This window comes from Bacteroidia bacterium (assembly GCA_026932145.1).
Lineage (GTDB): Bacteria > Bacteroidota > Bacteroidia > J057 > JAIXKT01 > JAIXKT01.
In genome coordinates, this window is the sequence record JAIXKT010000050.1 from 32429 (window position 1) to 58130 (window position 25702).

Here is a 25702-nt window from a genome sequence, read left to right on the forward strand (position 1 = left end):
TAAAAAATCCAATATGCAAAATATTGGTCTTGTTTATTTTTCACTATCGTATAACCTTACAATTAACGAAACCCATGATGCCCTAATTGCAATAATGATACACTAACGAAATCATAACTTTCATACCTTTTTTGAAACATAACCCCAAGTCTCTTAACTTGATAAGCTATCAGGAGCTATCGTCCAAAGAAAATCATTAGTATAGAAATATCTGCCGGATTTACTCCGCTAATACGGGAGGCTTGCCCTAAGTTTTCCGGTTTAATTTTGGTTAGTTTTTCCCGTGCTTCATTGGATAATCCGATAACTTTTTGGTAATTAAAGTTTTCTGGAAGTTTTAGGCTGTCAAAACGCTGTGTTTTTTCAACCATCATCATTTCTTTTTCTATGTAGCCGGCATACTTTAGCTGGATTTCAACTTGTTCTATTACTTCTGTTGAGTAATTTGTTAATTTGCTTTGTAGGGCTGGAATAGCCTTAGCTAAATCTTGTAATGTAACGTTTGGGCGCAAAATGACGTTACTTATTTTTGATTTTTGTTTTAGGAGGGGTTCTTCAAGGTTCTCAAGTAAATAGTTGACAGCATTGGGCTCAACTGAAATTTCTTGTAAGGAAGATTTCAGTTCGTTTATAGCTTGTTTTTTTTGTTGATTTTTTTGGAATCTATTTTCGGAAGCGAGGCCAATCTGATAACTTTTTTCGGTAAGTCTTAGGTCTGCATTATCTTGGCGCAGTAAAATCCGGTGTTCTGCGCGGGACGTAAACATTCGGTAAGGCTCTTCTATTCCTTTGTTTATCAAGTCATCTATCAAAACACCGATATAGGCTTCATTTCTTTGTAGGATAATAGGTTCTTGGTTTTGGATTGTTCTGGCGGCATTAATACCGGCTATTAGCCCTTGTGCGGCGGCTTCTTCGTAGCCGGTTGTTCCGTTAATTTGGCCTGCAAAGTATAAGTGGTGTATTCGGTGTGTTTCAAGGGAGGCTCTGAGTTGGTAGGGTGGAAAGTAATCGTATTCTATGGCATAGCCGGGGCGGAACATCTTTGCTCTTTCGAGACCCGGAATATAAGCTAACGCCTTTCGCTGAATATGTTCCGGCAGTGAAGAAGAAAAACCATTTAGATAAATTTCAACAGTTTGTAATCCTTCCGGCTCTATAAAAATCTGATGTCTATCTCGCTCATGAAAGCGGACAATTTTGTCTTCTATGGATGGGCAGTATCTTGGCCCCACGCCTTGAATCCTTCCGGTAAAGAGTGGGGAATCCTGAAAGCCTTCTTCCAAAACTTTATGAACCCTTGGATTGGTGTAGGTGATGTAGCAAGGGCGTTGCTCTAAAAGATGGTCAGTTTCAAGAAAAGAAAATTTACCCCGAATAGTATCACCATATTGGCATTCGAGTTCTTGATAATTAATAGTTCTACCGTCAATTCTGGGAGGAGTTCCGGTTTTCATACGTCCGGTTTCAAAGCCAAGTTGGCGAAGTTGTTCTGTAACGCCGGTACTGTTTTTTTCGCCCATACGCCCTCCCGTAAGCTGCTGGTTTCCAATATGGATAACGCCATTTAGGAATGTACCGGTTGTCAATATAATGCACTTTGCCGAAAAAGTAAGTCCCATTGCGGTTTTTACACCCGTTACAGTATCTCCTTGTGTAACAATCTCTTTAACGGTATCTTGCCAAAAGTCAATGTTGGTATTAGATTCGAGCAATATTTTCCATGCTTCGATGAAGCGCACCCTATCAGATTGTGCTCTGGGGCTCCACATAGCAGGGCCCTTGGAGCGATTTAGCATTCGAAATTGAATGCTGGTTTTGTCTGTGATGATTCCAGAGCCGCCGCCCATAGCATCTATTTCTCTGATAATTTGGCCCTTGGCGATACCTCCCATAGCTGGATTACAAGACATCTGGGCAATGGTATTCATATTCATCGTGATTAGCAATACTTTGCAACCCATATTTGCTCCGGCAAGTGCTGCCTCACAGCCCGCGTGCCCCCCGCCAACTACTATGATGTCATACGAATCCATTTAGCCTTAAAAAGGTGCAAATATCCACATAACCAACATATTTAATAAAAATGTGTATGAGATTAAACAAAAAAAACGCTAATTTCATTGGTTCGCAATGAAATTAGCGTAAAGTAAGAGATTATAGAAAGGTTAGTTTTTTTCTCCCTCTGTTTTTTCTGTATTTTTCTTTTTCGGGTTGAAGAGGAAGCGATATTGAACGGCAAAACTGCGTTGCTCTCCCATTGCAGCACCAGGGAGCGTTGCATATAACTCATTCATGATATTAAATACGTGGAATGAAACAGTTGAATTTCCTTGTGTATAAGCTAAAATAGCATCAAAAACGTTGAACCCGTTTGTGTCATATCTTCTAAAGTTAATAGCACCATTTAGCGCAACTAAAAATACTTTATCAATATTAATCATGTGGCTGAGGTATCTATGATTAACTGTAAAGGTAAGGCGCTTATAGGTTAGGTCAAGAGAGGCTCTGGACATCCATTTGGTTCGGTATTTTAGGAAAGAAGGGTTATCCGGGGGTGCTAGAACAGGGTTGTTGGGGTTTATTCTGTTATGAAATTGGGCAACTAACAATGCTTGGATAAACTCATTGGCTTTGTCTTCTCCGTTTAGGTCGGGGTTTCCATTTTTATCTTCCGGGACCATATAGGTAACACCGGCAGTTAAATTGAGTAAAATTGGCCCAATTTTTCCGGCAGTAACCGTAGAAACTTCTAAGCCGGTAATGGTCGCTCTGGATAGATTTTGAGCGTTAAAAGCCAAATTTCCAAACCTGGTAAATTGATCATTATCTACATAAAACTCAACCATATTTTTGAAGTCCATCTTGAAGGCAGCGATGTCAATGAAGCCTTTCCAATATTCGCCGAATTTATATAGCTGGCGGATACCTGCTTCTGCGGTATATCCTTTTTCGATATGAATAAGAGGATTGGGAGATACTACGATAGTACCGGCAGCAGTAGCCGTAAAGCGTTCTGCTACAGACGGGCTGCGTAACCCTTGCCCAATAGAAAACCGCAGAAAACTTCCTTGTAATACCCGAAAACTCATCCCTGCACGGAAAATAGGCTCTTGCATGGTACGATATTTAACTATCGGATACTTCCCTTTGGCTTCTACCGAAGCGGCAGTATCGCCGGTGATATCTTCAATTTGGTATCTGACGCCAAGTGAAATATTTAATCTATCCCAAAATTTTGCTTCTGCTTGAACATAGGCTGCGTATTGGTTGCCTTTGGCTTTCCCAAAAACACTATCTGCTTTTACCAATGTACCTACATAGTTCACACCATTGATGAGGGTGATATTTTTCCCTAATCTTTTGGTATATTGAATTTCGTTGTAAATGAGGCTGGAAGTTCCGCTTTGCGGGGTGCTTAGTCTGTCAATAGCATAAAACCAACGCCCTCTGTAAATAATATGGTCTCCATTTTTGGCTAAGTATGAGATACTTGGGTCAATTGCATAACGCGGTAAGTATTGGTAGGTTAAGAATCCTTTTCCGGGAATGAGGGCACTATCAGGGAAACCAGCCCAAGCGATGAAAGCTGCGGAAGAATCCCAAGAACCTTGAGCATTTAATCCTATATAGAAGCCGGGTAGTTTGGGAAAATAGAGCTTGGTCATGACAATTGCCCGAATTCTGTCTGAAAATTCTTCTTGTTTAAATCCGGTATCTTTGATTAGGTCTAATTGGGTGGTTAGATCTAAGCGGCTTTTGATTTTTTGGCTATAAAAAAAGTGTATTGATGGGTTTTGGGCAGCACTACGGCCATCCCAGTTATTAGAAATAGTGGTGTCTTTGATGGGGTTTCCGTTATCATCTTTAAGTGTCCATTTTATCAGAGGTGGGTTGTCAAATACTTTGTATTTAGCACGAATAGATATTTTGGGTTCCGGTGTGGGGTCAGCGGTTAGTACGTTAATAACTCCCCCCATAGCGCCGGAGCCGAAGATTACCGAAGACGCTCCTTTGATAACTTCGATTTGGCGGATGTTGTCTGTGGGTAGTAAGTCAAAGCCTACTGAGTTGCGGTTTGCAGAAATCATGGGTAAGCCATCTAACAAAGTGATAACCCGCGAGCCTGCTCCGTAGGTATATCCGCTTGAGCCGCGAATACTCGGCTGATCTTTCATAATCTGAACACCCGGAGTTTGCTCCATCGCCGACATAATATTCGTAGAAGCCTGATTATCAAGTTTCTTAGGGTTTAGTGTTTCTACAGAAATAGTTAAATCTTCTTTCTTTTGTTCAATTCTGGCTGCCGTAATGATAACGTCTTCACTTTGGGTGCCTTCTTCTTTCATGTCTATATTCTTCACTAAATTTGTAGCGACAGTCTTGATTATTTTTATCTCAACAGGTTCATATCCGATGTAAGTAAATCGTAATACGATAGTATCTTTCCGGCTAAGTTGTATGCTATATTTTCCGTCTGTGTTTGTGCCAACGACAGCTTCGCCTCCGTTGCCGGTTACTTTGGTTCCTATTAAAACCTCTCCGTTAGCTTTATCTGTAACTTTTCCTGAGATAACAATTTTAGGCTGAGCTAAAACTGCGCCAAGCGTCAATGACCATAATACACAAGTTAAAATCCAATTTTTAATAATCATAGTAAAAATCCAAAAATCATGTGAGCAAAAATAGGAATAGTTATGCACCTACGATATAAACAGCAAAATATTTTTGGAATTATGGTATCACATTACTGGTAATTTTCGATGCTTCGTTTTTTTTACAAGATATTTTTTTAAAAAGAGAAAATACTCAAAGATTGTTTTGACTGCCAAAATAATGCAATATCGAGAGTTTTTTTCTGAAGAAAACTCTCGATATTACGTTTCTTGTGTGTTTTACGATACAGCCCGAACTGGCTTTTGGGGTAAAACTAAGCTGTGATTAAGACATTAACCTTAGTGGATTACTCACCCCAACTTTGGTGATTAATGGCAAATAGTGATTTTTAGGTTGGCTACCGGTGCGCCTTTTTCTGCATTGCTAACCTCTGCTATATAGATTCCCGCAGGAATATCTGAAATAGAAAATTGCTGATTTTCAGAAAAATAGGTTTGAAAAACTACTTGACCGGTTAAAGTTTTTAGTGAAACCATTCCTTGACTAACTCCCTGAATACCGAAATAATCTTGAGACGGATTTGGATAGAGTCTTATATTGGGTTTATTCGGTACAGAAGCCAAAGAAGTTAAGGGCTGATAAAAGAATGTAGTCCGTTGCGAGTTTACAAAGTTATTTTGCTGCCAGACATAAGTTGTGTAGTTATGCATGGTACCATCTTGGTTGTAGGTATAAATAAGCCGGTTTTGTTGCTGCCAAGAAGAGCCATTCCAGATGCTTGTAAGTATCTGATTCAGCTCTTGATACATATTATAGGAATAGCTTTGGGAGTAGCTGTTTGCCCATTGTCCGGAGCCTTGCTGATATGTTTCGGTTAAAATGTATGTAATATTGTCATTTGGGTCATAAGAATAAGTGATTCGAGCACTATTTTGCCATTGGCCGGCATTATAGTTTTCTTGTAGGCGTATTTGGATTTTGTTTGTGGGGGTGTAGGTGCAGGTATATCGGCTTAGTGGTGTATAGGTTTGTGTTGTTGTATCATAGCGTTCAGATTGTTCTACCTGAACTAAGCCGGCGTTGTAAGTATATACTGTTCTTGAAGACGGAATAAACTGCTGTGATAGACTATTCCAAGCACTGCTCACAATTGTTGAGACTTTTCCCGAAACGTAAGAATAGGCTGTTAAAGTAACGGGGTGATAAACTCCCTGCAGTAGATTCCAGTTGTATTGGGTAATTTGGTCAATATCAGTACCATTTACATAAGTATAGTTTGTTAAAGCCAACTTGAGCCATGTTGCATTTTGATAGCTTTCTGCCCGGTAGGTTTCGGCTCTTTGGTTGGTATTATAGGTAACAAATACACGAGATGAAGAATCCCATGTTGAAGTATTATCGTTCCAAACTTCGGTGAGTGTCTCTGTATAAGGTTGCTGCGCAAATAATTGCCCCCAAAACAGCCCAAGAAAAATGATTAATAACGGATAAAAACGCATATACTAAGTAACTCTATTGCTGCAAAAATAACCATTAAATTTGTTTGTAATTAGGGTTCAGCGTTAATTATAGGCAGTATAACGGTAAATGTTGTTCCTTTTCCCAAAAAGCTTTCAAAAGAGATACTACCGGCGCATTGCTCAATAATTTTCTGTGAAATGGCAAGCCCTAATCCCATGCCGGAATTTTTAGTAGAGAAGTTAGGTTCAAATATTTTTGACTGGATTTCTTCCGGTATGCCGGAGCCGTTATCTGCTATCTGAATGATTGCAGAGCCGTCGTTTGTTGTTAGAATAATTTGTACTAAGCCATAATCTGCCATAGCTTGTAAGCCGTTTTTGACTAAATTAGCAAAGACGCGCATCAGTTGGTCTTTATCTGCCCAAACAAATACAGTGTCCGTTTCTCCTAAAAAGGTAACATCACCTTCCGGAGAATTTGTGTATAGCTGCTGCACAGAAAGTAATAATTGGTTGAGATTAACTACTGCTTTTTGGGCAGAAGGCATGGCAGCAAACTGCGAAAAAGAATTTGCAATGTAGGTTAAAGAATCTATTTGGGTAAGTAATGACTGAATGGTTTTATGAAACTGTTGGGCTTGGATATTGCCATGGCTTGAAAGTTTAAGCAGATGTTGAAGCCCTAATTTCATGGGAGTTAGCGGGTTTTTAATTTCGTGGGCTACCTGCCTTGCCATTTCCCGCCAAGCTATTTCGCGCTCACTTTTGGCCAACTGTTTTTCACTTTCTGAGAGCTTTACCAGCATTTCATTATAAGAATGAATGATGGCACCGATTTCATCAGAAGATTCCCAGTTAATTGTATGGTAATTTTTTTTGCCAAAAGAAATGTCCCCCATCCTTTGTTTCAGTAATTGTAACGGATAGGTAACGGAACGGCCAATAAAATAGCCTGCAATTACCACAACAAGAAGTGTAACTACATACAAATTAATCAAATAAGCCAAAAACTGCTTTAATTGGTTTTCCAAAATATCTTGTTGAGATAGGTAGGGGAGGTTTAAAAAAGCGATAATTTTATACTGATTATCCATAATTACATGATAACCGGATAGATATGTTAGTTTCCCAATGGTTTCTTCTGTAATGAAGTGCCGAAGTTTATTCTCTTTTATTTTTTCGAGTACCAATGGGTTTATGTTTTCTGAAATTAATCCGGCTTGAAATATTCGGGGTCTTGTAGAGGCAAAGAGTCTGCCGTCTATTCTAAATAAGTTTAAATCAGCAGCTAAAATCTGCCCGAAACGGTTAAGTGTTTCGGTAGTAGCTGAATTTAAGCTTGAAGGCTTGGAAATTTCTGCCAATAAAAAAGGTTGTTGCTGGAGTAAATTTGCACATTGGATTAGGTCTTGTTTAAGCCGGAGCTGTATCGTTTGTAGATAAAAAGATCTAAACTGTGGGGTGGAGATTATCCCCATGATCAGAAGTGGCAAAAGGGTCATTCCGGCTAATATTAGCTGAATTCGGCGGGCAAAACTGGGTTTATACTGACGTAAGTTATTTTGCCGGCGGATAACCGACAACACGCCCCAAGCAAAGCCACAAAATGCTAAATAAAAATATACCAAAAAAGAAAAAGCAGTAATTATCTGAAATGTAGTTCGTTTAAAAGAATGTAGCCGTACAATTCTGCCGCCGGGGCTCTCTGCCTGAAAATAACTTGAATATCTATCTTCCCAATATCCTTGTACAGCTTCGGCAGGCGGCACAGTATAAGTTAGCGGAAATTCATATTCTCCGATAGTCTCTACAAGATGCTGATTACGATAAACAGCCAAAGAAAAACCGGAGGGCAAGTTCAATCGCTGACGCAAACTATTATCTAAGAGTAATTGTGGATACAACCTATCCGTTTTACCAATTTTAGGCTGAAGCTCAACCTGAACCCAGACCTCTCTCCAAGGTTCTAAGGGTACTTTAAACCGCCCTAAGTAGGCATAATCACTTAAACTACTTGGGCCAGTAATCCGAAATAATGCCTTTGATACAGTGGGTTTACCAATATTTTGCCTAAAATCATACGGAATAGAGGGCAAATCCATCAACTGATTATCAATACGTAAGCCATTCTGGTCAAATAAAAAAATGTGAATATCGTATCCCCGAAGGTTTACACTTAAATGAATATTGTATAGTTTTTGGATAAATTCAGAGGCAATTATGTTGGTACTTTTTGCCGCAGTTTGATACAAAACGGTATCTTTTTGTATTTCTAAAACCATATTATCAAACTCAAATTCGGTAATTAAGTCTCTGGGGCTGATAAACCGGTTTGCATAGCGGCTTAATTGAACTTGTAGCTGTTGCTGATAACTTTCTGAAATAGCTAAATTTGTAATCCATGCAAAGCCGGCCACAGTTGCAATGATTTGGGGAATATGTAACCTCCGGGGTTCAATTTCGGATAAAATCTCAGCTAACAAAGCTAATATCATAAGCAACATTGCCGTAAAGGCAATTGGCCACTGAGAAAGCCCTAATGTAGCCAACATCATTAGGCTTACGCCGACCACAAATACGGCTCCCTCTTGAAGCATACGTGTGAGCGTTTTTTCAGCCATAAACCGAATCCACAGACGCACCAATAACTGAATAAGCAACAAAAAGCTACTCAAAATCAGCAATACTGCCGTAAATAAATAAATCGAATAACTATCTAAACGAAAAATATCCGAAACCTCATAGTAAATTTTAGAGTTGATACAAGCAGTACGAAATAGCTGAAAAAAAGCCCAACTCCCTAAACCTGATGCTATTACCGAAAAAATACCCGCTAAAGCAGACTTTGTTGGGTTACTAACCAAATTTACACGGCCTAAAACATATCGCCAACGAAATGCTAACGTCGCCAGTAAAATGAAATTCAGCAAAACATCTCCCAATGAAGGATTTAAATTGCTAATAGCCAAAACCTCCGGAGAAAATAGCTTGATGGATGAAAAACTATGCGGAATCTGTAGCCATAACATTAACAGCCGAAAAAATATTAAACCGGCACTTAGGCAACATTCCGCAACAAAAATACCGTACTTAACTTGTAATTTAAAAAATAATAAATAAAAATAAAAACTAAATAAAATAAACGATAATGTGCTAACAATAAGCCAATAAAAGTTCGATAAAGGATAATAAGAATAAATTTTATAACTCAACTGTATTTTAGATGATAACGACAAAACAGGAAAATCTGTATCTGCATAAAGCAAAACCTTATCCGGCTTAATCAGTTCAGGAAAACTCTCTTGCCCAAAAACGTAAGAAGGAAAATACTCATTATCAATTGAATATGTTTTTACCAAAGTGATTAAATAACTATGATAAGTATTTCCTTGCTTTATCTTTAAATGCCAAAAAGTGCTTTGAGAAATTTGCAAAATTTCAGGTTCCGGCCTTTTCCATTGCCCTTGAATGCTGGCTATATCCAGAAAGTTTTGGTTTGAAGACCAAGATTTAAGTTGAAGTAAGCTATCAAATTCTAAATGAAGTACGTGTTTGGGGAGGGTATAATCTTTATTACCTACAATCCGCTGGTGCGTAAAGAATGTTTCCTTAATAATAGAATCCCATCTTGATTGTAATTTACTTTGTACGATGATTTTACCATCAAAAACCTGCACTAAGGCGATTGCCCCAGAAACCAGAATTAATACAGACAAAACAACCGTTACAAACAATGTATTGCGGCCTTTTGACGGGATATTTTCTGGCATAAATCCTAATATTTAGATGCAAGTACGTTAAAAATCAAGCACTGCACAACTAAAACAAAGCTCTTTTTCAAAATCAAAAACCCTTTTCAATAATGATTACTAACATCCATCAAATAGCTAAAAACTATGAGTTTGAATCTTTTAGAGCCTGCTTTAGATTTCTTTTTTTCCAAAACATACCCTGTGGCTTCTGCCGTTTCTTGTTTCTAATATCAAATATTTAGCATTAGGAGAAGCTGTGTCTTTGTTCTCGCATTCAGAGAAAAGTTGTTACTATCAACCGGTACACCAATAATTTTTATGCTTCACTTTTTCTTAATCTATTTTTGGATACTTTTGTGTTTTGGTAATGAGGGCAGTAACAGATAGTTTGCTTTAGACATAAATTGTAAAGTTACTTTCTTTATTGCCATTTTTTATACCCTCTAAACAACGATCGATTTAAAATATGTGTGGAATTGCGGGAGTCTTATCACTAAATCCAAACAAAACCAATTTATTTGTTTTGAAACAAATGACAGACAGCATTGCGCACCGTGGACATAACGGGGACGGACACTGGATAAACGAAGATGGAACGATTGGCTTTGGGCACAGAAGATTGTCTATTATTGATTTAAGCAAAAACGGATCCCAACCTATGCATTATCTAAATCGTTATACTATCGTATTAAACGGAGAAATTTATAATTATATTGAATTAAAACAAGAACTCCAAAAGAAAGGCTATCAATTCAAATCTAATTCAGATACCGAAGTATTAATGGCTTTATATGATTTAAAAAAAGAAAAATGTTTAGATGATATAGATGGGATGTTTGCTTTTGCTATCTGGGATAATAAAGAAAGGCTAACTTTTTGTGCGCGAGACCGCTTTGGAGAAAAACCATTTTATTATCACCAAACCAATGATGCATTTTATTTTGCCTCAGAAATGAAAGCCTTATGGGCAGTAGGAATAAAAAAACAACCTAATGAAAGGAGAGTTTTTTTATACTTAGCTTACAATACCACAGATGATATAAAAAACCCGATAAGTACATTTTATAAAGATATATTTTTATTAGAACCGGCTCATTATTTAATAATTAAAGACGGAAAAATAATCTCTAATACCAGATACTGGGATATTGATTTAAGTAATAAATCCACTATATCTCATAACGAAGCCAAAGAAAAATTTTATTTTCTATTTGAACAATCTATCAAACGAAGATTAAGGTCAGATGTTCCCGTAGGTTCGTGTCTTTCCGGTGGCTTAGACTCTTCTAGCATAGTTTCAATTATCAACAAAGTAAAGGATAGCAATCAAACGCAAAAAACATTTTCAGCAAGATTTAAAGATTTTAATAAGGACGAAGGGAAGCGTATCGATTTAGTTGTAAAAAATAACGATGTTGAGTCATATCAAGTTTTCTTAACTCCGGAAATGCTTGTTAAAGAAATTGACAACGTTTTTTATTATCAAGAAGAGCCTTATGGAAGCACAAGTATAGTAGCGCAATGGTATGTGATGAAATTAGTCAAAGAAAACAATATTACTGTTTTATTGGACGGCCAAGGTGCAGATGAGATTTTAGCAGGTTATATCGGTTATTTTAGAAATTTTTTTAGCTCCTTAATCCTTTCCGATAAAAATAAATTTCAAAGACAATTAAGTGAGTATAACAACCTTCATAATACAAAATATAATATAGAAAATTATTTTTGGCTACATTCAAGATTTCCCCACCTAAGACATAGACTAAGGTACTTGCGTAATAAAATAGTCAAACCGGATTACATCTCACAATTTAAAAGTGATTTTATACACGAATTTGATTCTTATGAAGAACCGTTTGAGTATCCTAATAATTTAAACAAAGCATTATACATATCAGCTACAAAAAGGGGTTTAAATACATTACTTAGATATGCAGACAGAAATTCAATGGCCAATGGCCGTGAAGTTAGATTGCCATTCTTAAATCATGAATTAGTCGAGTTTGTGTTTTCATTATCAGATGAATTTAAGATTAATAACGGCTGGACGAAAGTAATTTTAAGAGAAGTTATGAAAGATATCTTGCCACAAGAAGTTTGTTGGCAAAAAGAAAAAATAGGATTTGAGCCACCAAATTGTACAAAAGTAGGTTCTGATATGGCAAATCAGGCGATAAATGCTTTAGCTAAAAATGGAATTATTAATCCTAAACATGCTTTAAACAGATTTACTTGGGACTATTACCAAACAAGTAAACTTTATTCATTATAAAGAAAAAATCTTACTTGTAGTAAAAACATAAATAGACTTTATATAAGGTGGGTTCTATAATTTAAATCATTGTTATTCAAGCAATTATATGTATATTTGCGTATAATTTAACACGAAAATAATATGACATCACAAGAGTATAAAACCAATGGCCAAAAAGGATTATTTGAAGAGCAATATACTATTGAACATTTGTCTGCAATTGGCAATCCTTTAGAAAGAATAAGCAATGTTATTGTATAATCGGGCTTATCAACCTTACCTACAACTTATTCAGGCTTGAACAAGTACAAAGACTAAATTTGCTCAAATCTTAAAATATTGTTAATTAGTTAGTTGCGAATTATCGAATAAAAAATAAAAATTTTGTATCTGAATTAAAAAATAATTTGTACAATTACTTACTTTTTCAACCCAGATTTAAAAGGGTTCTAATTTGTGTCTGAAAAAAATAAAAAAAACTAATTTTTAGAAGCTACCTTAAGTTAGAACCCTACTGCACAGCGCATCTTAGATGCCGGCCTAAGTGCCAAAATTGAATCTTGAGTTTATCCAGACATTCAAACTTCTTTCAGCTATAAGAGAAATATAACAGTAGCTTTCTAAAGTTTAGGCTATCTCCTGAAAGTTCAGCAAAAAAAATAGCAAAAATTAATTTCTTTGCTAAAAAAGTATCATTTTTGCTGCCGAGTTGTAACTTTTTATTCTCATAAATTGCGCTCATCTGTCAAACTTCCTAAAACAATATTGGTAACCGGTGGAACTGGTTCTTTTGGTAAGGTTTTTATCAAACACATCCTGAAGAATTTTCCGGAGGTGGGGCGTATTGTTGTTTTTTCTCGGGACGAACAGAAGCATTATAGAATGCAAGACGAACCTGCATTTAGAAATAATCCGGCACTTGTATTTTGTTTAGGGGATATTCGAGATTATAAATCTGTATTAACTGTCTGCCGCGGCGTAGAGTTGGTTGTGCATACGGCAGCATTGAAGCACGTAACCTTAGGTGAATCAAACCCAGATGAGTTTATCAAAACCAATATTGAAGGAACCCGAAACGTCATCGAAGCGGCTAAAAATGCCGATGTAAAACAAGTAATAGCCTTGTCATCAGATAAAGCCGTAAAGCCTCAAAACCTATACGGCGCAACAAAACTTTGTGCAGATAAGTTATTAATTGCCGAAAATTATCTTCCGAATAACAATATTCGTTTTTCTGCCGTTCGTCTGGGAAATTTGTTGGGGTCAAGAGGTTCTGTTTTACCCCGATTATTAGCCCAACATAAACGCAACGAACCATTGCAGATAACAGACGTTCGTATGACCCGTTTTGCTTTTACTACCCAAGAAGCCGTAGAATTAGTGATTTTTGCTATCCAAAACAGCTTAGGCGGCGAAATCTGGATACCCAAAACCCCCTCCTTACGCCTGGTAGATGTAGCCAAAGTAATTGAACCTAACCCGGATAAATGGGTATATTTAGGAACAAGACCGGGAGAACGTTTCCATGAACTACTAATCACCGAAGAGGACGCACCTTTTATTTTAGAATTAGAAAACTGCTTTTTGCTAATCCCACAACTATCTAACTCTCCCAAAATGCCTTTCTGGAAACAACAATTTCCAATGGCATCAGCAGTGCCTGAAAACTTTCAGTTTTCTTCAGAAAAAAATGACCGATGGCTTTCTATTCAGAATATTCAAGATGCCATTCAGGATATTTCTTGGTAAAAAGAAAATAGATTTTTACCAACTAATTACTGCAAACCTTAGAGTTTTTCCAAAAAGGTAGCTGTTAGCTTGTAAAAATTATAGAATATCGGCAGCTTGAGTGCACGGGGTTTGTCATGAATATCGTGATAAAATTTAGAACCGCCTTGTGTATAGAAAAATAAAGCAGGGACTTTTTTCAATGTAAACGGATAATGGTCGCTATTGGGAGCATTCGGGCGCGTTTGCAAAGGATTAACAAGTTGTAATGAATCATTATGAAGTTTGTACTTAGCAAATAATTCCGGAAAGGTTTCAGCTCCCACAGCCATAACTCCCTCTTGGCCATTACCAATTAGGTCAAAGTTTAGCACAAACCGAGTTCGTTCTATGGGAAAAATAGGTTCTTGGAGCGCATAGAACAAAGAGCCTGTGAGTCCGGTTTCTTCAGCTCCAAAGGCTATGAAAATCAGGGAGTAGCGACATTTGTGCTGGGGTACGGAAAAGTATCGTGCTAAGGTCATCAGAAAAGCTACTCCAGAGGCATTGTCGTTTGCACCGGGAAAAATAGCATTCCCTACTTTGCCCAAGTGGTCATAATGAGCGCACAAAATAATGGCTGAATCTGGATGCTCACTGCCAGGTATCCAAGCAACTACGTTTTGGCTCTGGATGACTTGGTCCCCTGATTCTACGTGTACTTTAACCCAACTCGTTTTTTTCCAAGAAGATGTTAAAACCTCGACTACCGGAAAAACACCGGCTTCTTTGCTAAATGATGCCGTTAGCTTTTTACGAAGAACGATTACACCAAGTGCGCCGCGTTGCTCAGCTAAAGCAATCTTGGGCTTTTCTTTTAAATATTGTTTTAAACTATCTACATTTTGCAATGTTTTGGGTAATCCTTCTTTGATTACGACCCAACGTTCTTTTACTGTATTTTTTGAAAAATCATCAGGAAGGCCGTATTCTAAATCTACACAACGGGTTTTATCAAAGTTTATAGGCGGGCAATCTGCCTGAACAATAAAATCTTGGCCGTATTTTAGCGGAAATGGTGCTTCAATAGTAGCGTTTGTAATCAAGTTAATAGAAAACTCAAAAGGCTGAATTAAGTTAGGGTGGGTGTTAAAGGCTTGTAGATTAAGATTACGAAAAGTAGAGGCAATGTGGTTTGCAGCTCTCAGGTGTCCATCTTCTACGTAACCTCTTCCGGACATATATTCTGAACACAGAAGGGTGATGTCTGATATGGCTTGGTTACGTATTGTAACGGAATCTTTATTTAAGACGATTGGCTGGGGTAGTTGCGCAAACAACGTGAACCCCAGCCAACAATTTATGCAAAGAAAAAATAGTTTTTTTTTATTCATGATGTAGGTTACTTCACCGAATACACCTTAGCAGATGCACCAAGCGACTTTTGCTTGATGGCAGCTTTGGCATCTTCGTCTTGGGAATATGTGCCCAAAGAAACCCCAAATTTACCGTCTTTTTTCATCCAAATCAGTTCAGCATCTTCACCTTTACTTTTCCATGAACGAACACTTTTTTCAGCATCTTCACGGTTGTTAAATGAGTTTGCAATCACAAAATATTTGGAACTAGCAGCATTCGTCTCATTGTGAGCCACTATAGAAGCCGGTCTGATTTTGTCGGCAGAAGTCTTTTTGTCTTTTGTGCCGCTTGGAGTAGTTTTACTTTTTTTGGAATGAGAATCTTTTTGAGCTGTGGGTTCTTTTTGGGTAGTTTTTTTGCTTGTTTTTGAATTTTTATTGGCTTCTTTTTTGGCTGAAGTCTTGGTACTTTCTGATGATTTGTTAGCCTTAGTAGATTTTGAAGAGCTATTACTTTTGGGGTGAGTAGCTTTTGGTTGCGTTTTGTTTGATTTATTGGCAGGAGGCGTTGTTGTTTTGGCTGCTGCTAAGTTCGTATTCTGTGTTCCGGCTGAACTTGCGTCAATTTTAGGGGATTCCGGCATAGCAGAATCTGTTTTCAACTGGTCTTGCGGAACGCTTGAATCAGTATTTTCATCCCCCAAGGTGTTATCATCTGAATTCCAACTTGGCTGTGTGTTTGCATCAGTATTATCGGCAAGTTCGTCATTTGGAACAACTTCACTGGCAAGGGCTTCTTCTTGTGTAGCATCTGTTTGGCTACTGGTAGAGGTTTTGTAGAAACTAAATGTTAGGATTCCGAGCATTAGAGCTGCTGCTATGCCGGCCATCCACCACATTAGTTTTCGGGTAGCCTGTGGGTTCGTTTCGGGGAAAGTCAATTCCTCTGATGAGTCATTCGTATTTTCGGTAGCTTCTTTTGTATGATTATTATTAGCTTCCATATTGATTGGTTCTAATCCGGGTGTAGAACCAACTGCTTCAAAAACGATACCTTGAGCGTTACGGCGTAATATTCCGACCTTAGGGACTTCAAAACTTCCTGTTTGGCTCAGTTCCATTTGTATCATACGAACGATGTCTGCTACCAACATAGCCGCTTGTGCCGGAGATAAATTTAGGCGTTGCTCTAATAGCCGCTGCAAAAAGTCATCGCCTCGATTTTCGGGGCTAAATTGGTAGGTTTCACCCGGAGGTAATAGTACGTTTTGCTGGGTATCTAAACGAGCATTTTGATAGCTTTTTGAAAAAAAGCCTATTCCCGGCATAGAAAAGGCTGAAAGTTCCCGAAAAGCTGCTTGTAAATACGCTAATAATGTGTTGCGTTCCATAAAATTTCAAAGTTTGAATGGGCAAAAGTATAGCTTACTATTACCTAAGCACTCTAAGAGTTTTCATTTATACGCCTACGCAGTTTGTTCACTAATGTGGAAATACACCAGCCATTGTTGCTGTGGAAATGCGGATATTTTTACCCAAAAATAATCCACTAAAAGTATCTCAACTCTTGGCTATAATGAGAAATATTACAAATAGCCTTCGTAGATACTTGAAATTATCGAGTACGGATTCCCAGTTTAGCGCGGATTCGGTTAAGTACCTCCCTTGCTTTCGGTTGTGCTTTTGAAGCTCCGCCTAAGAGCTGTTCTTCAATGTACTTCGGGTGTTTGATTAACTCCTGAAACTTAGTTCTTTCAGTTGCAAAGCGGGTTAAAATAGCTTCAAACAATAATTCCTTAGCTTTTCCGTAGCCCATTCCACCGGATAAATATTGCTGCCTAAGCAACTCTGCTTCGGCTGAATCAGCTATTGAACGAAACAAGCTGAAAATGGTGCAGGTATCTGGATTTTTAGGGGCTTCTACGGGTAAAGAATCCGTTACGATAGACATTATTTTTTTGCGTAATAGTTTTTCTTCCGAAAAAATATCAATGTAGTTATCATAAGACTTACTCATTTTACGTCCGTCTATACCGGGAATAGTCATCACATTTTCTGCAATAATTGGTTCTGGGAGCACAAAAATATCTCCTAAAGTATGGTTAATGGTTCCGGCTATGTCCCGTGTGATTTCAAGATGTTGTTTTTGGTCTTTACCAACCGGGACAAAATTAGCATCATAGAGCAAAATATCGGCAGCCATTAAAACCGGATAGGTAAACACGCCGGCATTTACAGAGGCTAAATTTTCGGATTTATCTTTGAATGAATGGGCGTTTGCCAGCATAGCATACGGAGCGAAACATTGCAGATACCACTGCATTTCGGTATGCTCTACCACATCAGATTGGCGAAAAAAGACAGACTTCTCAACAGAAAGCCCACAGGCAATCCACGCTGTAGCAACCTGCAATATGTTCTCTTGCAGTTGCTTACTATTTTTTAATGATGTTAAAGAGTGTAAGTCTGCGATAAAAAAATAGGAATTTTCTTGCGTATTTCCCAGCTCGATTGCGGGTAAGATTGCGCCCAAAATATTTCCCAAATGAACCCGGCCGGAACTCTGAACCCCCGTAAGTATTGTTGCCATTTTTTAGCAAAATTGAAAAATGTTCTGAAATATTAAAAATCTCAAACGATAGAATATTGCAATTTATTGATTTTAAACCTAAAACACGAGATGATTTTCTACAAAAACAGCATAATAAAAAGTTTTTTTGAAAGTTTGTTTTAGATAATAAAAAATAATCCGTAATTTTGCCCTTCAAATCAAAAAAATATTCTGAATGAATCAGGATAACACATTAGAAAATTTAGCATCAGCAGAAGACCAAGATTTTTGGAATACTGTTGAGGGGTATTCGCAGACAACTCGTACTGAATTAGGAAAGTTGTATGAGCGCACCTTTCATGCTCCACCTCGTTCGAAAGATGTTGTGCGTGGCAAAGTAGTTGCTATGGACAAACGCGAAGTAGTTGTGAATATTGGTACTAAGTCTGACGGAGTAGTATCTTTGTCAGAGTTTAAAGACTATCCAAATCTAAAAGTTGGCGACGAAGTAGAAGTTTACTTAGAAGCTATCGAAAATAGATCTGGTGAGATGGTACTTTCTCGAAAACTAGCGAACTCTATTAAAACTTGGGAGAAAATCAACAAGGCATTAGAGGAAGACGTTATCATGGAAGGTATTGTTAAACGCAGAACCAAAGGTGGCTTCGTAGTTGATTTAGAAGGAATAGAAGCCTTCTTGCCCGGGTCGCAGGTTGATGTAAAACCTATTCGGGATTACGAGTCTTTTGTAGGCCGGCGCATGGAATTTAAGATAGTTAAAATAAATTCCACCCATGACAATGTAGTAATTTCACATAAAGTCCTAATTGAAAAAGGATTAGAAGCCCAAAAGCTCGAAATCCTAAATAAATTGGAAAAAGGCCAAGTTCTCGAAGGAACCGTCAAAAACATGACTAACTTTGGTGTGTTTATAGACTTAGGTGGCTTAGACGGCTTGTTACATATCACGGATATTTCTTGGGGCAGGATTACTTCACCTGAAGAAGTGCTCAAATTACATGATAAAATTAACGTTGTTGTATTAGACTTCGATGATGATAAAAAACGTATCAGCTTAGGATTAAAGCAGCTCTACCCTCATCCGTGGGATACCTTAGATGCTACTTTAACGGCCGGTAGCCGAATTACCGGAAAAGTAGTAACCATAGCTGACTACGGAATATTTATCGAAATCATACCGGGCGTAGAAGGTCTTGTTCACGTGAGCGAAATGTCTTGGTCTCAGCATCCTAAAAACCCAACAGAAATCTACAAGATTAGCCAAGATGTGGAAGCTGTTATCTTGACCTTAGATAGAGAAGAGCGTAAGATGTCTTTGGGAATAAAGCAACTGACCCAAGATCCTTGGCTCACCGCCGCAGCAAAATATCCGGTTAATTCGGCGCATAAAGGTATCGTTAGAAATCTTACCAATTATGGTCTTTTTGTAGAACTGGAAGAAGGCGTTGACGGGCTTATCCACGTTTCAGATCTTTCTTGGTCTAAGAAGTTTAATCACCCCTCCGAATACGTCAAAAAAGACGAGGAATTAGATGTTATAGTTCTCGAAATTGACATAGAGAATCATAAACTTAGTTTAGGCCATAAACAATTGACCGAAGATCCTTGGGCTACATTTGAATCCATTTTCAGTATGGATTCTGTACACCAAGGTCTCATTACTAAAATAACAGATAAAGGAGCTATGTTGGAAATGGAGTACGGCGTAGAAGGCTTTACACCAACCAAACATTTGGCTACTGCTCCCGGAGAACCTGCTCTAAAAGTGGGAGATACGATTGACTTTAAAGTAATTGAATTTAGTAAAGATGCCAAAAAAATAGTTTTTTCACACACAAAATACTGGAAAGACTTACAAGGACAGCTAGAAGATAAAACCAAAAAGACACGTACATCATCATCTAAAGAAAAAGTCAGCAAGAAATTAGCTGATGCTGAACGTTCTACACTTGGAGAAATTGATGCTTTAGCTGCTCTAAAAGCTAATTTAATGGCACAAGAAAGAGATGCTGCTAAGGAAAAATTAGAAAAAGCAGCAGAAAAAAATACCAACCGACCAACAGAGGAAAATCCAGAATCATAAAAAACGGATTCATATCGCTTTCAAAGGGGTTTGTTTTACAATAAAACAAACCCCTTTTTGGTTCTTTCTACTTCTGCAACAATAGTAATCCCAAAATAAAATATCCCCTCTACCCCAATAGCACTCAAGTAAATTCTGTAGTTTTATGGCTGGAATTTTGTGTATGTTTGTGCTATGGAGAAGATATTGGTTTACTTTGGAGCATTAATAGGTGTTTTTTTCATTGGTGTCGGGATCTATTTAATAGTAGGGCCTCCAGCGTTAGATTCTAAATATCAATCTCTTTTTGGAGTTTTGGTGATTTTATATGGGATATTTCGCAGCTATCGTTCGTGGACACTAATCCAACGATTACAACAAAATTCAGACGACTCTGAGTGAGTAGCAAAATATAATTTTGTAACTTTGAAACCCTTAAAATAAGAACAAATATGCCATTAGAATGGTTTAAACGCTCTAAGGAAGGAATTACTACTTCTACGGAAAAAAAGATAGAAGCTCCTGACGGATTGTGGATAAAATGCCCCACTTGTAAAAAGGCATCCCACATACGGGACTTACGGGAAAACCTACATGTTTGCAGCTCTTGTGAATACCATTTTCAAATTGGCAGCGCTGAATATTTTGCCATTTTATTTGATAATAATCAGTTTAAAGAGCTTTTCTCCAATATTTTACCGGCAGATCCCCTGTCTTTTGAAGATACAAAACAATATGCAAAAAGGTTAGAAGCCGCCCAAAAAACTACGGGATTAAACGATGCCGCACGGGTAGCAACCGGCAATATTGATAGCAGCCCGGTGGTAATAGCTTGTATGGATTTTCGATTTATTGGCGGAAGTATGGGTAGCGTAGTGGGAGAAAAAGTTTCCTTAGCAATTCAATATGCTCGTGAGAACCGCTATCCGTTGATTATCATTTCAAAATCCGGTGGGGCACGTATGATGGAAGGCTCACTTAGTTTGATGCAGATGGCTAAAACCAGCGCACAGTTAGCTCTTTTAGCCCAGCAAAAAATCCCCTATATTTCTATTCTTACTGACCCGACTACCGGCGGCGTAACAGCCAGTTTTGCCACCTTAGGCGACTTTAATATTGCGGAACCCAAAGCACTTATTGGCTTTGCCGGCCCGCGCGTAGTCAAAGAAACCATAGGTAAAGATTTACCCAAAGACTTCCAAACAGCAGAATTCCTTTTAGAACACGGCTTTGTAGATTTTATCGTATCACGAGATAAACTAAAAACGAAATTAGCGTCATTATTAAATATGCTCAAAAGTAACCCTATGAGCCATGATGTATCTGGTTAAAACTCCGCCATTTATACCTTTACTCTTCCCTAAATATTGGTGGCAGCTTCCTGCTAAAACCAAAGAACTGTATTTAACCTTTGATGACGGCCCTACTCCAAACGTAACGGAATGGGTGCTAAAAGAGTTAGCTCGCTATCAAGCGAAGGCTACTTTTTTTTTGGTTGGTAATAACGTTTCAAAGTTTCCGGAAATTACTCGCCAGATTATTTCTGAAGGCCATGAGATAGGAAACCACACCTACACTCATTTACATGGCTGGAAAGCACATCCAGAAAAATATCTGGAGGAAATCAACCGAACAAATGATGTCATTTATCAAACTACGGGAAGAATACCTACTCTTTTCAGGCCACCTTACGGCAAATTTAGCCGATTCGCCAGACCGGCAATTTTACAACGCCACCAAATTGTTATGTGGGATGTTTTACCCGGAGATTTTGATCCAACTATTTCTTCGCAAATGTGCTTGTCTAATGCACTTACCCATATCAAAGCCGGTGCAATTTATGTTTTACACGACAGTTTAAAGTGCCAACACAAGATAGAATACGTTCTTCCTAAGTTGTTAGACACCATCTATGAGCGCGGGCTTACCAGTGAAACTTTGCCTATCCCAAGTTTTTTGCCCGAAGCTATAACAGCATAGTCAAATAAAACTCAACCGATTATTGTAAATCAACAGTTGCCGAGAAATAGGCTAATCTCCCGATTTTTGGGCCACCATATACTTGATACTGAGCATTATTCAGCAAGTTAGATGCACCCAACTTAAAAGTTGTTTTCAGCTTGTTATCACGGTAGTTAACTTGAGCATCTACTAAGTCATAAGTGGGTACGTATCCGGTAAATTGCGGAGAACCTTCAAATAAAAATCCTTCAACCCATTTATAGTTAACACTAAAACCTACGTTGCGAATATTTATTTTTCCCATTTTTAGCTGAAATTCACGGCCAGAAACGCCTATGTTGAACTTATGTTTAGGAGTGTTAAAAGCCGGTATGATTGGGTCGATAGAACCTAAGCGATCTAAGACATTGTAAGAATAATTTCCATTAACGGAATAGTGCTGTTTGAAAAAATAGGTTGTAGCTATGGAAAACCCGTTGGTAACAACCATATCATCTGTATTTGCAGAAACCCGATAAACAGTAATTGGTCTATTTACATTTGGATCTCGGGAAGGAGCAGTGCTTACTAAGCGGTAGCCTAAAAAGTCGTAGTACCAACTCATATAGGCACTTGCATCAATGAATAAATGGCCAAAAAGTGTTCCTTTGTATCCTATTTCTATAGAACGGACTCTTTCCGGACGTACACGTTTGATTTTGGCAAATTCAAGCGTATCATAGTTAAACGCAGAATTATAAAAATTAACCAATGAAGATAACGTAACCAAGGTATCCACTCCCTCAATATTTCCAATTAAAATAGCTCGACCTACGTTGTAGTAAAGGTATTGGTCTTGTAAGGTAGGATTTCTTAACGCAGAAGAGAAAGAAAGGCGGAAATTGTGGTTTTTGCGGATACTGTAAACAGCTGAGGCTGCAGGAGAAAATAAAGTGTTAAAATTCCGATTTTTATCTATCCGAAGGGCTATATTGACTTTCAATCTATCTGCGAGAAATTTTTTCTCGGCGGTAATGAAGCTGCCGATTTCATCGTTGGTGATTTTCTTTCCGCTGGTATCACTGAATATTGTTCCCTGAGAATTCGGAAGATATAGTCTGTAGTTTACCCCAACTTTTATTTCGGCAAACTTGGGGGTAAATTTATATTCTCCCATGATGTGGGCAAGGGCGGATTTATCCCAAAAACGAGATCCGCCGCCGATAAATGTTGTGTTATTTATTATTCTGTTAAACTCTCGGACGAACTCTGGAGTGCCGGGTTGTAGGCGGGGAAGGCCACCAAATAGCGGATTTCCAATACCATCAGCATAGTTCCGAGCAAGTTGATGCCAAATTAATAGTGAATCATAGTTAGCTCCTAAGACTGAGTCAGCAATATGCAGGTTGGTCGTTTGTCCGGGCTGGTCAAATACCGGAACACCGGGCATACCCGGCAACTGCCGAATGCGTGGATACATACGACTCCAGTAATTAGAATAATCTTGCGACCAGAAGTTATCACTTTTAGAGTATCGTTCAAGAAGTAAAGCTGTAAAAACAGCATCATAAGACCGGCCGGCATCTTCTTGGGTCGTATAAGCACGAACCATAAATTTATCCCCCTTAAACTCCAAACGATGCTGCTGGAAAATAATATCTTTCAAACTATAACGGTTATCCCCTTGATAAACAGTAGTTCCTGTTCCAAAATTATAGCTGTAAATAAGTTCTGTTTTAGCTGTTGGTTTAAAGTAAGCGGCAGCAGCTAACTTGATAGAGCGGGTGTTATAGTCCACTAAGTCTTTTTCTAAGTATCCAGTACGGTGGTAAATATTCAGGCCGGGGAAGTTTCTCCGGCCATAATTATCCGAAAAATTATTCGCACCTGTGGTTATGTTTTCGTCCCCATAACGATTTACAGCATCATATCCTCCGGGATTGTTAGTTCCTGCTAATGACTGAGTTGTTGGAGCCATATTGTCAGCCATCCAATCGTATGCCTTCATTAAAGAATAATTAAACTTAAATCCCCACTTAGCATCTCCGGCTGAATTATTGATAACGAATGCGTGCCTAACTACAATTTCGGTTAAATCCCGTTCACCTACTTTTACCATTGCAGAAAAGCCGGGATGTAAAAACGGACTTTTGGTAGTCATATTTACTACTCCGTTAAAGGCATTAGGTCCATATTGGGCAGAACTAGCCCCAACGACCAATTCAACACTTTGAACATCCAATTCCGAAGCTCCCATAAAATTTCCCAACGAAAAATTTAAGCCAGGAGCCTGATTATCAACTCCGTCTATTAACTGTAAAGAACGAACCGGGCGTGTACTGTTAAATCCCCGTGTGTTGATAATCTTAAATCCTAAACTCGATGCCGTTAAATCTACTCCCTTTAAATTGGCTAACCCTTCATAGAAATTTGCCGCAGGGGTTTCTTTTATTCCGATAACATCCATAGACTCTACGGTAAGTGGAGATTCTTTTTGCTTTTCGGTAATACGTGTATCTACAATGACTACTTCCGGCCCTACGGATTCTACCTCAAGCATTTCTGCAACAACCGGCTTCGCAGCAGTTGTAACATTAACTTCAAGTTGCTGATAACCAACATAATGAAAAACCAAAACAACTGGAAATTTATCAGTGTAGTTTAATTTGAACTTTCCGTCTGCATCAGACATTGTGCCGACTTGGCTATTTTTTACCATAATTCGCGCTCCGATGAGTGCCTCGCCGGTAGTTTTGTCTTTTACCAAGCCGGTGATTGTTTGGGCATAGCCAACTGTAACCCCAGCTAACCACACACACCAAAGCAATCGTGTTAAAATCCGCACAACTGAACCCATGCCGCGAAATTAACAATATGCGCGAATTAAACTACGAATAGAAACTCAAGAAAAATTAGATACAGCACTCACAAGTAACAATCCCCAGTTTTTTCAACTACCTAAGATAGTTGTTGGAAAAAATTTTGCATTTATCTTGTCTTTATTTTATCTTTGCGCCTGAAAGCTATTGTGTATCATGAAAAAAGTCCTAATTATTGCGTTGACGTGTGCGTGGTTTGTAGCAGGCATCTCATCTGTTTTTTCCCAGAGAGGAAAGGGATATACTTATTTTAGTGTTGGCCCTTCACTTGGAACCACTAACTATAAAGGAGATTTAGATGATGACTTTACCCTTAAATTTACGAAGTTTGGCTTAGGTGCAATGGGTTACTATCAATTTCATCCGCATATGTCCTTGCGCCTGAATTTTAGCCAAGGCTGGATGGGAGCAAGTGATTCTGTTACCAAAAACTTTTCGCGGAATTATCGGAATCTTAGTTTTCGTTCTCCCATAACGGAGTTAAGTGTTCAGCTCATTTATGATTTTTTTGGCTCTAATAGACGTTATAAATATCGCCGAGATTGGACACCTTTTGCTTTCACAGGTGTAGGTGTGTTTACCTTTAATCCAAAGGCAAAAGCCAATGACGGGAAATGGTATGCTTTACAGCCCTTAGGAACAGAAGGACAGTATTTAGTGGGTGTAAGTGGAACCCCCAAACCGTATTCACTCACGCAAATTTGTATTCCCATTGGAGTTGGAGTAAAACGCAGATTATCTGAAAAATGGGATTTACGTGTGGAAATAGGAATGCGCAAAGTATTTACAGATTATCTGGATGATGTAAGTGATAAATATGCCAACCCAGAAGAGATGTATAGACAAATGGGAGCTATTGCTTTTGAATTAGCCGATAGAAGTAATTACGTTCGTTCCGCAGCTGACCCTACACAATTAGGGAGAACACTACCTTTTGCCGATAGAGCCAGAGATGGACAAGGCCGTTTACTTTCCGGCTATTGGCAAAATGATATTCGCGGGTTTAAATCCCAAGATGATTGGTATGTGTATTCTTGTGTTTCTGTTTCCTATATCTTGGATTTTGTACGATGCCCAAAATTTGGAAATTAAAAATCTGC

General features: G+C 38.2%; 15 protein-coding genes. 7 read left to right on the forward strand and 8 right to left on the reverse strand.

The features are described from left to right. Positions 1–176: 176 nt before the first annotated feature. The 4 genes from mnmG to LC115_11430 form a co-directional block, all read right to left on the reverse strand. Positions 177–2036, reverse strand: coding sequence for a tRNA uridine-5-carboxymethylaminomethyl(34) synthesis enzyme MnmG (mnmG, locus tag LC115_11415; GenBank protein ID MCZ2357272.1), 1860 nt, complete (start codon positions 2034–2036; stop codon positions 177–179). Between the two features lie 132 nt (positions 2037–2168). Further along, positions 2169–4655, reverse strand: a complete 2487-nt coding sequence (locus LC115_11420; GenBank protein ID MCZ2357273.1) for a TonB-dependent receptor — start codon at positions 4653–4655, stop codon at positions 2169–2171. Positions 4656–4985: 330 nt separating this feature from the next. Next, on the reverse strand, positions 4986–6116 hold the full coding sequence (locus LC115_11425) for a T9SS type A sorting domain-containing protein (GenBank protein ID MCZ2357274.1): 1131 nt from the start codon (positions 6114–6116) through the stop codon (positions 4986–4988). Positions 6117–6166: 50 nt separating this feature from the next. Beyond that, positions 6167–9847: a hypothetical protein gene (locus LC115_11430; GenBank protein MCZ2357275.1), complete on the reverse strand. Its 3681-nt coding sequence runs from the start codon at positions 9845–9847 to the stop codon at positions 6167–6169. A gap of 448 nt (positions 9848–10295) precedes the next feature. Between LC115_11430 and asnB the strand changes: the two genes are divergently transcribed. After that, entirely contained in the window at positions 10296–12101 is a 1806-nt protein-coding gene (gene asnB / locus LC115_11435; GenBank protein ID MCZ2357276.1) for an asparagine synthase (glutamine-hydrolyzing), read from the forward strand. Positions 12102–12815: 714 nt separating this feature from the next. Continuing rightward, positions 12816–13832 (forward strand): polysaccharide biosynthesis protein, encoded by a 1017-nt coding sequence (locus tag LC115_11440; GenBank protein MCZ2357277.1) that lies wholly within the window; start codon positions 12816–12818, stop codon positions 13830–13832. Between the two features lie 38 nt (positions 13833–13870). On the opposite strand, the gene LC115_11445 is transcribed toward LC115_11440, so the two are convergent. The 3 genes from LC115_11445 to trpS form a co-directional block, all read right to left on the reverse strand. Then, positions 13871–15184: a M28 family peptidase gene (locus LC115_11445; protein MCZ2357278.1), complete on the reverse strand. Its 1314-nt coding sequence runs from the start codon at positions 15182–15184 to the stop codon at positions 13871–13873. A gap of 8 nt (positions 15185–15192) precedes the next feature. Then, positions 15193–16539 (reverse strand): SPOR domain-containing protein, encoded by a 1347-nt coding sequence (locus LC115_11450; GenBank protein ID MCZ2357279.1) that lies wholly within the window; start codon positions 16537–16539, stop codon positions 15193–15195. A 224-nt stretch (positions 16540–16763) separates the two neighbouring features. Next, positions 16764–17738 carry a tryptophan--tRNA ligase gene (gene trpS, locus LC115_11455; GenBank protein MCZ2357280.1) on the reverse strand — a complete coding sequence of 325 codons (975 nt, stop codon included), beginning with the start codon at positions 17736–17738 and terminating at the stop codon, positions 16764–16766. 196 nt (positions 17739–17934) lie between these two features. On the opposite strand from trpS, the gene rpsA reads away from it, so the two are divergent. The 4 genes from rpsA to LC115_11475 all read left to right on the forward strand — a co-directional run bounded on the left by rpsA (position 17935) and on the right by LC115_11475 (position 21762). Continuing rightward, positions 17935–19803, forward strand: a complete 1869-nt coding sequence (gene rpsA / locus LC115_11460) for a 30S ribosomal protein S1 (GenBank protein ID MCZ2357281.1) — start codon at positions 17935–17937, stop codon at positions 19801–19803. A gap of 174 nt (positions 19804–19977) precedes the next feature. After that, the gene (locus LC115_11465) at positions 19978–20184 is read left to right on the forward strand and encodes a hypothetical protein (protein ID MCZ2357282.1); all 207 of its coding nucleotides are present in this window, start codon (positions 19978–19980) and stop codon (positions 20182–20184) included. A 50-nt stretch (positions 20185–20234) separates the two neighbouring features. Next, positions 20235–21113 (forward strand): acetyl-CoA carboxylase, carboxyltransferase subunit beta, encoded by an 879-nt coding sequence (gene accD / locus LC115_11470; GenBank protein MCZ2357283.1) that lies wholly within the window; start codon positions 20235–20237, stop codon positions 21111–21113. Beyond that, the gene (locus tag LC115_11475) at positions 21097–21762 is read left to right on the forward strand and encodes a polysaccharide deacetylase family protein (protein MCZ2357284.1); all 666 of its coding nucleotides are present in this window, start codon (positions 21097–21099) and stop codon (positions 21760–21762) included. The genes accD and LC115_11475 overlap by 17 nt, the downstream gene beginning before the upstream one ends. A gap of 19 nt (positions 21763–21781) precedes the next feature. On the opposite strand, the gene LC115_11480 is transcribed toward LC115_11475, so the two are convergent. Further along, a complete protein-coding gene (locus LC115_11480) occupies positions 21782–24580 on the reverse strand; it encodes a TonB-dependent receptor (GenBank protein MCZ2357285.1) in 2799 nt (932 codons plus the stop codon). Between the two features lie 178 nt (positions 24581–24758). Here LC115_11480 and LC115_11485 point away from each other — a divergent pair, with 178 nt between their 5' ends. Continuing rightward, positions 24759–25694 (forward strand): DUF6089 family protein, encoded by a 936-nt coding sequence (locus LC115_11485; GenBank protein MCZ2357286.1) that lies wholly within the window; start codon positions 24759–24761, stop codon positions 25692–25694. Positions 25695–25702 lie beyond the last annotated feature (8 nt).

Bases quoted from the DNA above. Each gene is read 5' to 3' on its own strand.
- mnmG (MCZ2357272.1), bottom strand. From the start codon at position 2,036: ATGGATTCGTATGACATCATAGTAGTTGGCGGGGGGCACGCGGGCTGT.
- LC115_11420 (MCZ2357273.1), bottom strand. From the start codon at position 4,655: ATGATTATTAAAAATTGGATTTTAACTTGTGTATTATGGTCATTGACG.
- LC115_11425 (MCZ2357274.1), bottom strand. From the start codon at position 6,116: ATGCGTTTTTATCCGTTATTAATCATTTTTCTTGGGCTGTTTTGGGGG.
- LC115_11430 (MCZ2357275.1), bottom strand. From the start codon at position 9,847: ATGCCAGAAAATATCCCGTCAAAAGGCCGCAATACATTGTTTGTAACG.
- asnB (MCZ2357276.1), top strand. From the start codon at position 10,296: ATGTGTGGAATTGCGGGAGTCTTATCACTAAATCCAAACAAAACCAAT.
- LC115_11445 (MCZ2357278.1), bottom strand. From the start codon at position 15,184: ATGAATAAAAAAAAACTATTTTTTCTTTGCATAAATTGTTGGCTGGGG.
- LC115_11450 (MCZ2357279.1), bottom strand. From the start codon at position 16,539: ATGGAACGCAACACATTATTAGCGTATTTACAAGCAGCTTTTCGGGAA.
- trpS (MCZ2357280.1), bottom strand. From the start codon at position 17,738: ATGGCAACAATACTTACGGGGGTTCAGAGTTCCGGCCGGGTTCATTTG.
- rpsA (MCZ2357281.1), top strand. From the start codon at position 17,935: ATGAATCAGGATAACACATTAGAAAATTTAGCATCAGCAGAAGACCAA.
- LC115_11465 (MCZ2357282.1), top strand. From the start codon at position 19,978: ATGGAGAAGATATTGGTTTACTTTGGAGCATTAATAGGTGTTTTTTTC.
- accD (MCZ2357283.1), top strand. From the start codon at position 20,235: ATGCCATTAGAATGGTTTAAACGCTCTAAGGAAGGAATTACTACTTCT.
- LC115_11475 (MCZ2357284.1), top strand. From the start codon at position 21,097: ATGATGTATCTGGTTAAAACTCCGCCATTTATACCTTTACTCTTCCCT.
- LC115_11480 (MCZ2357285.1), bottom strand. From the start codon at position 24,580: ATGGGTTCAGTTGTGCGGATTTTAACACGATTGCTTTGGTGTGTGTGG.
- LC115_11485 (MCZ2357286.1), top strand. From the start codon at position 24,759: ATGAAAAAAGTCCTAATTATTGCGTTGACGTGTGCGTGGTTTGTAGCA.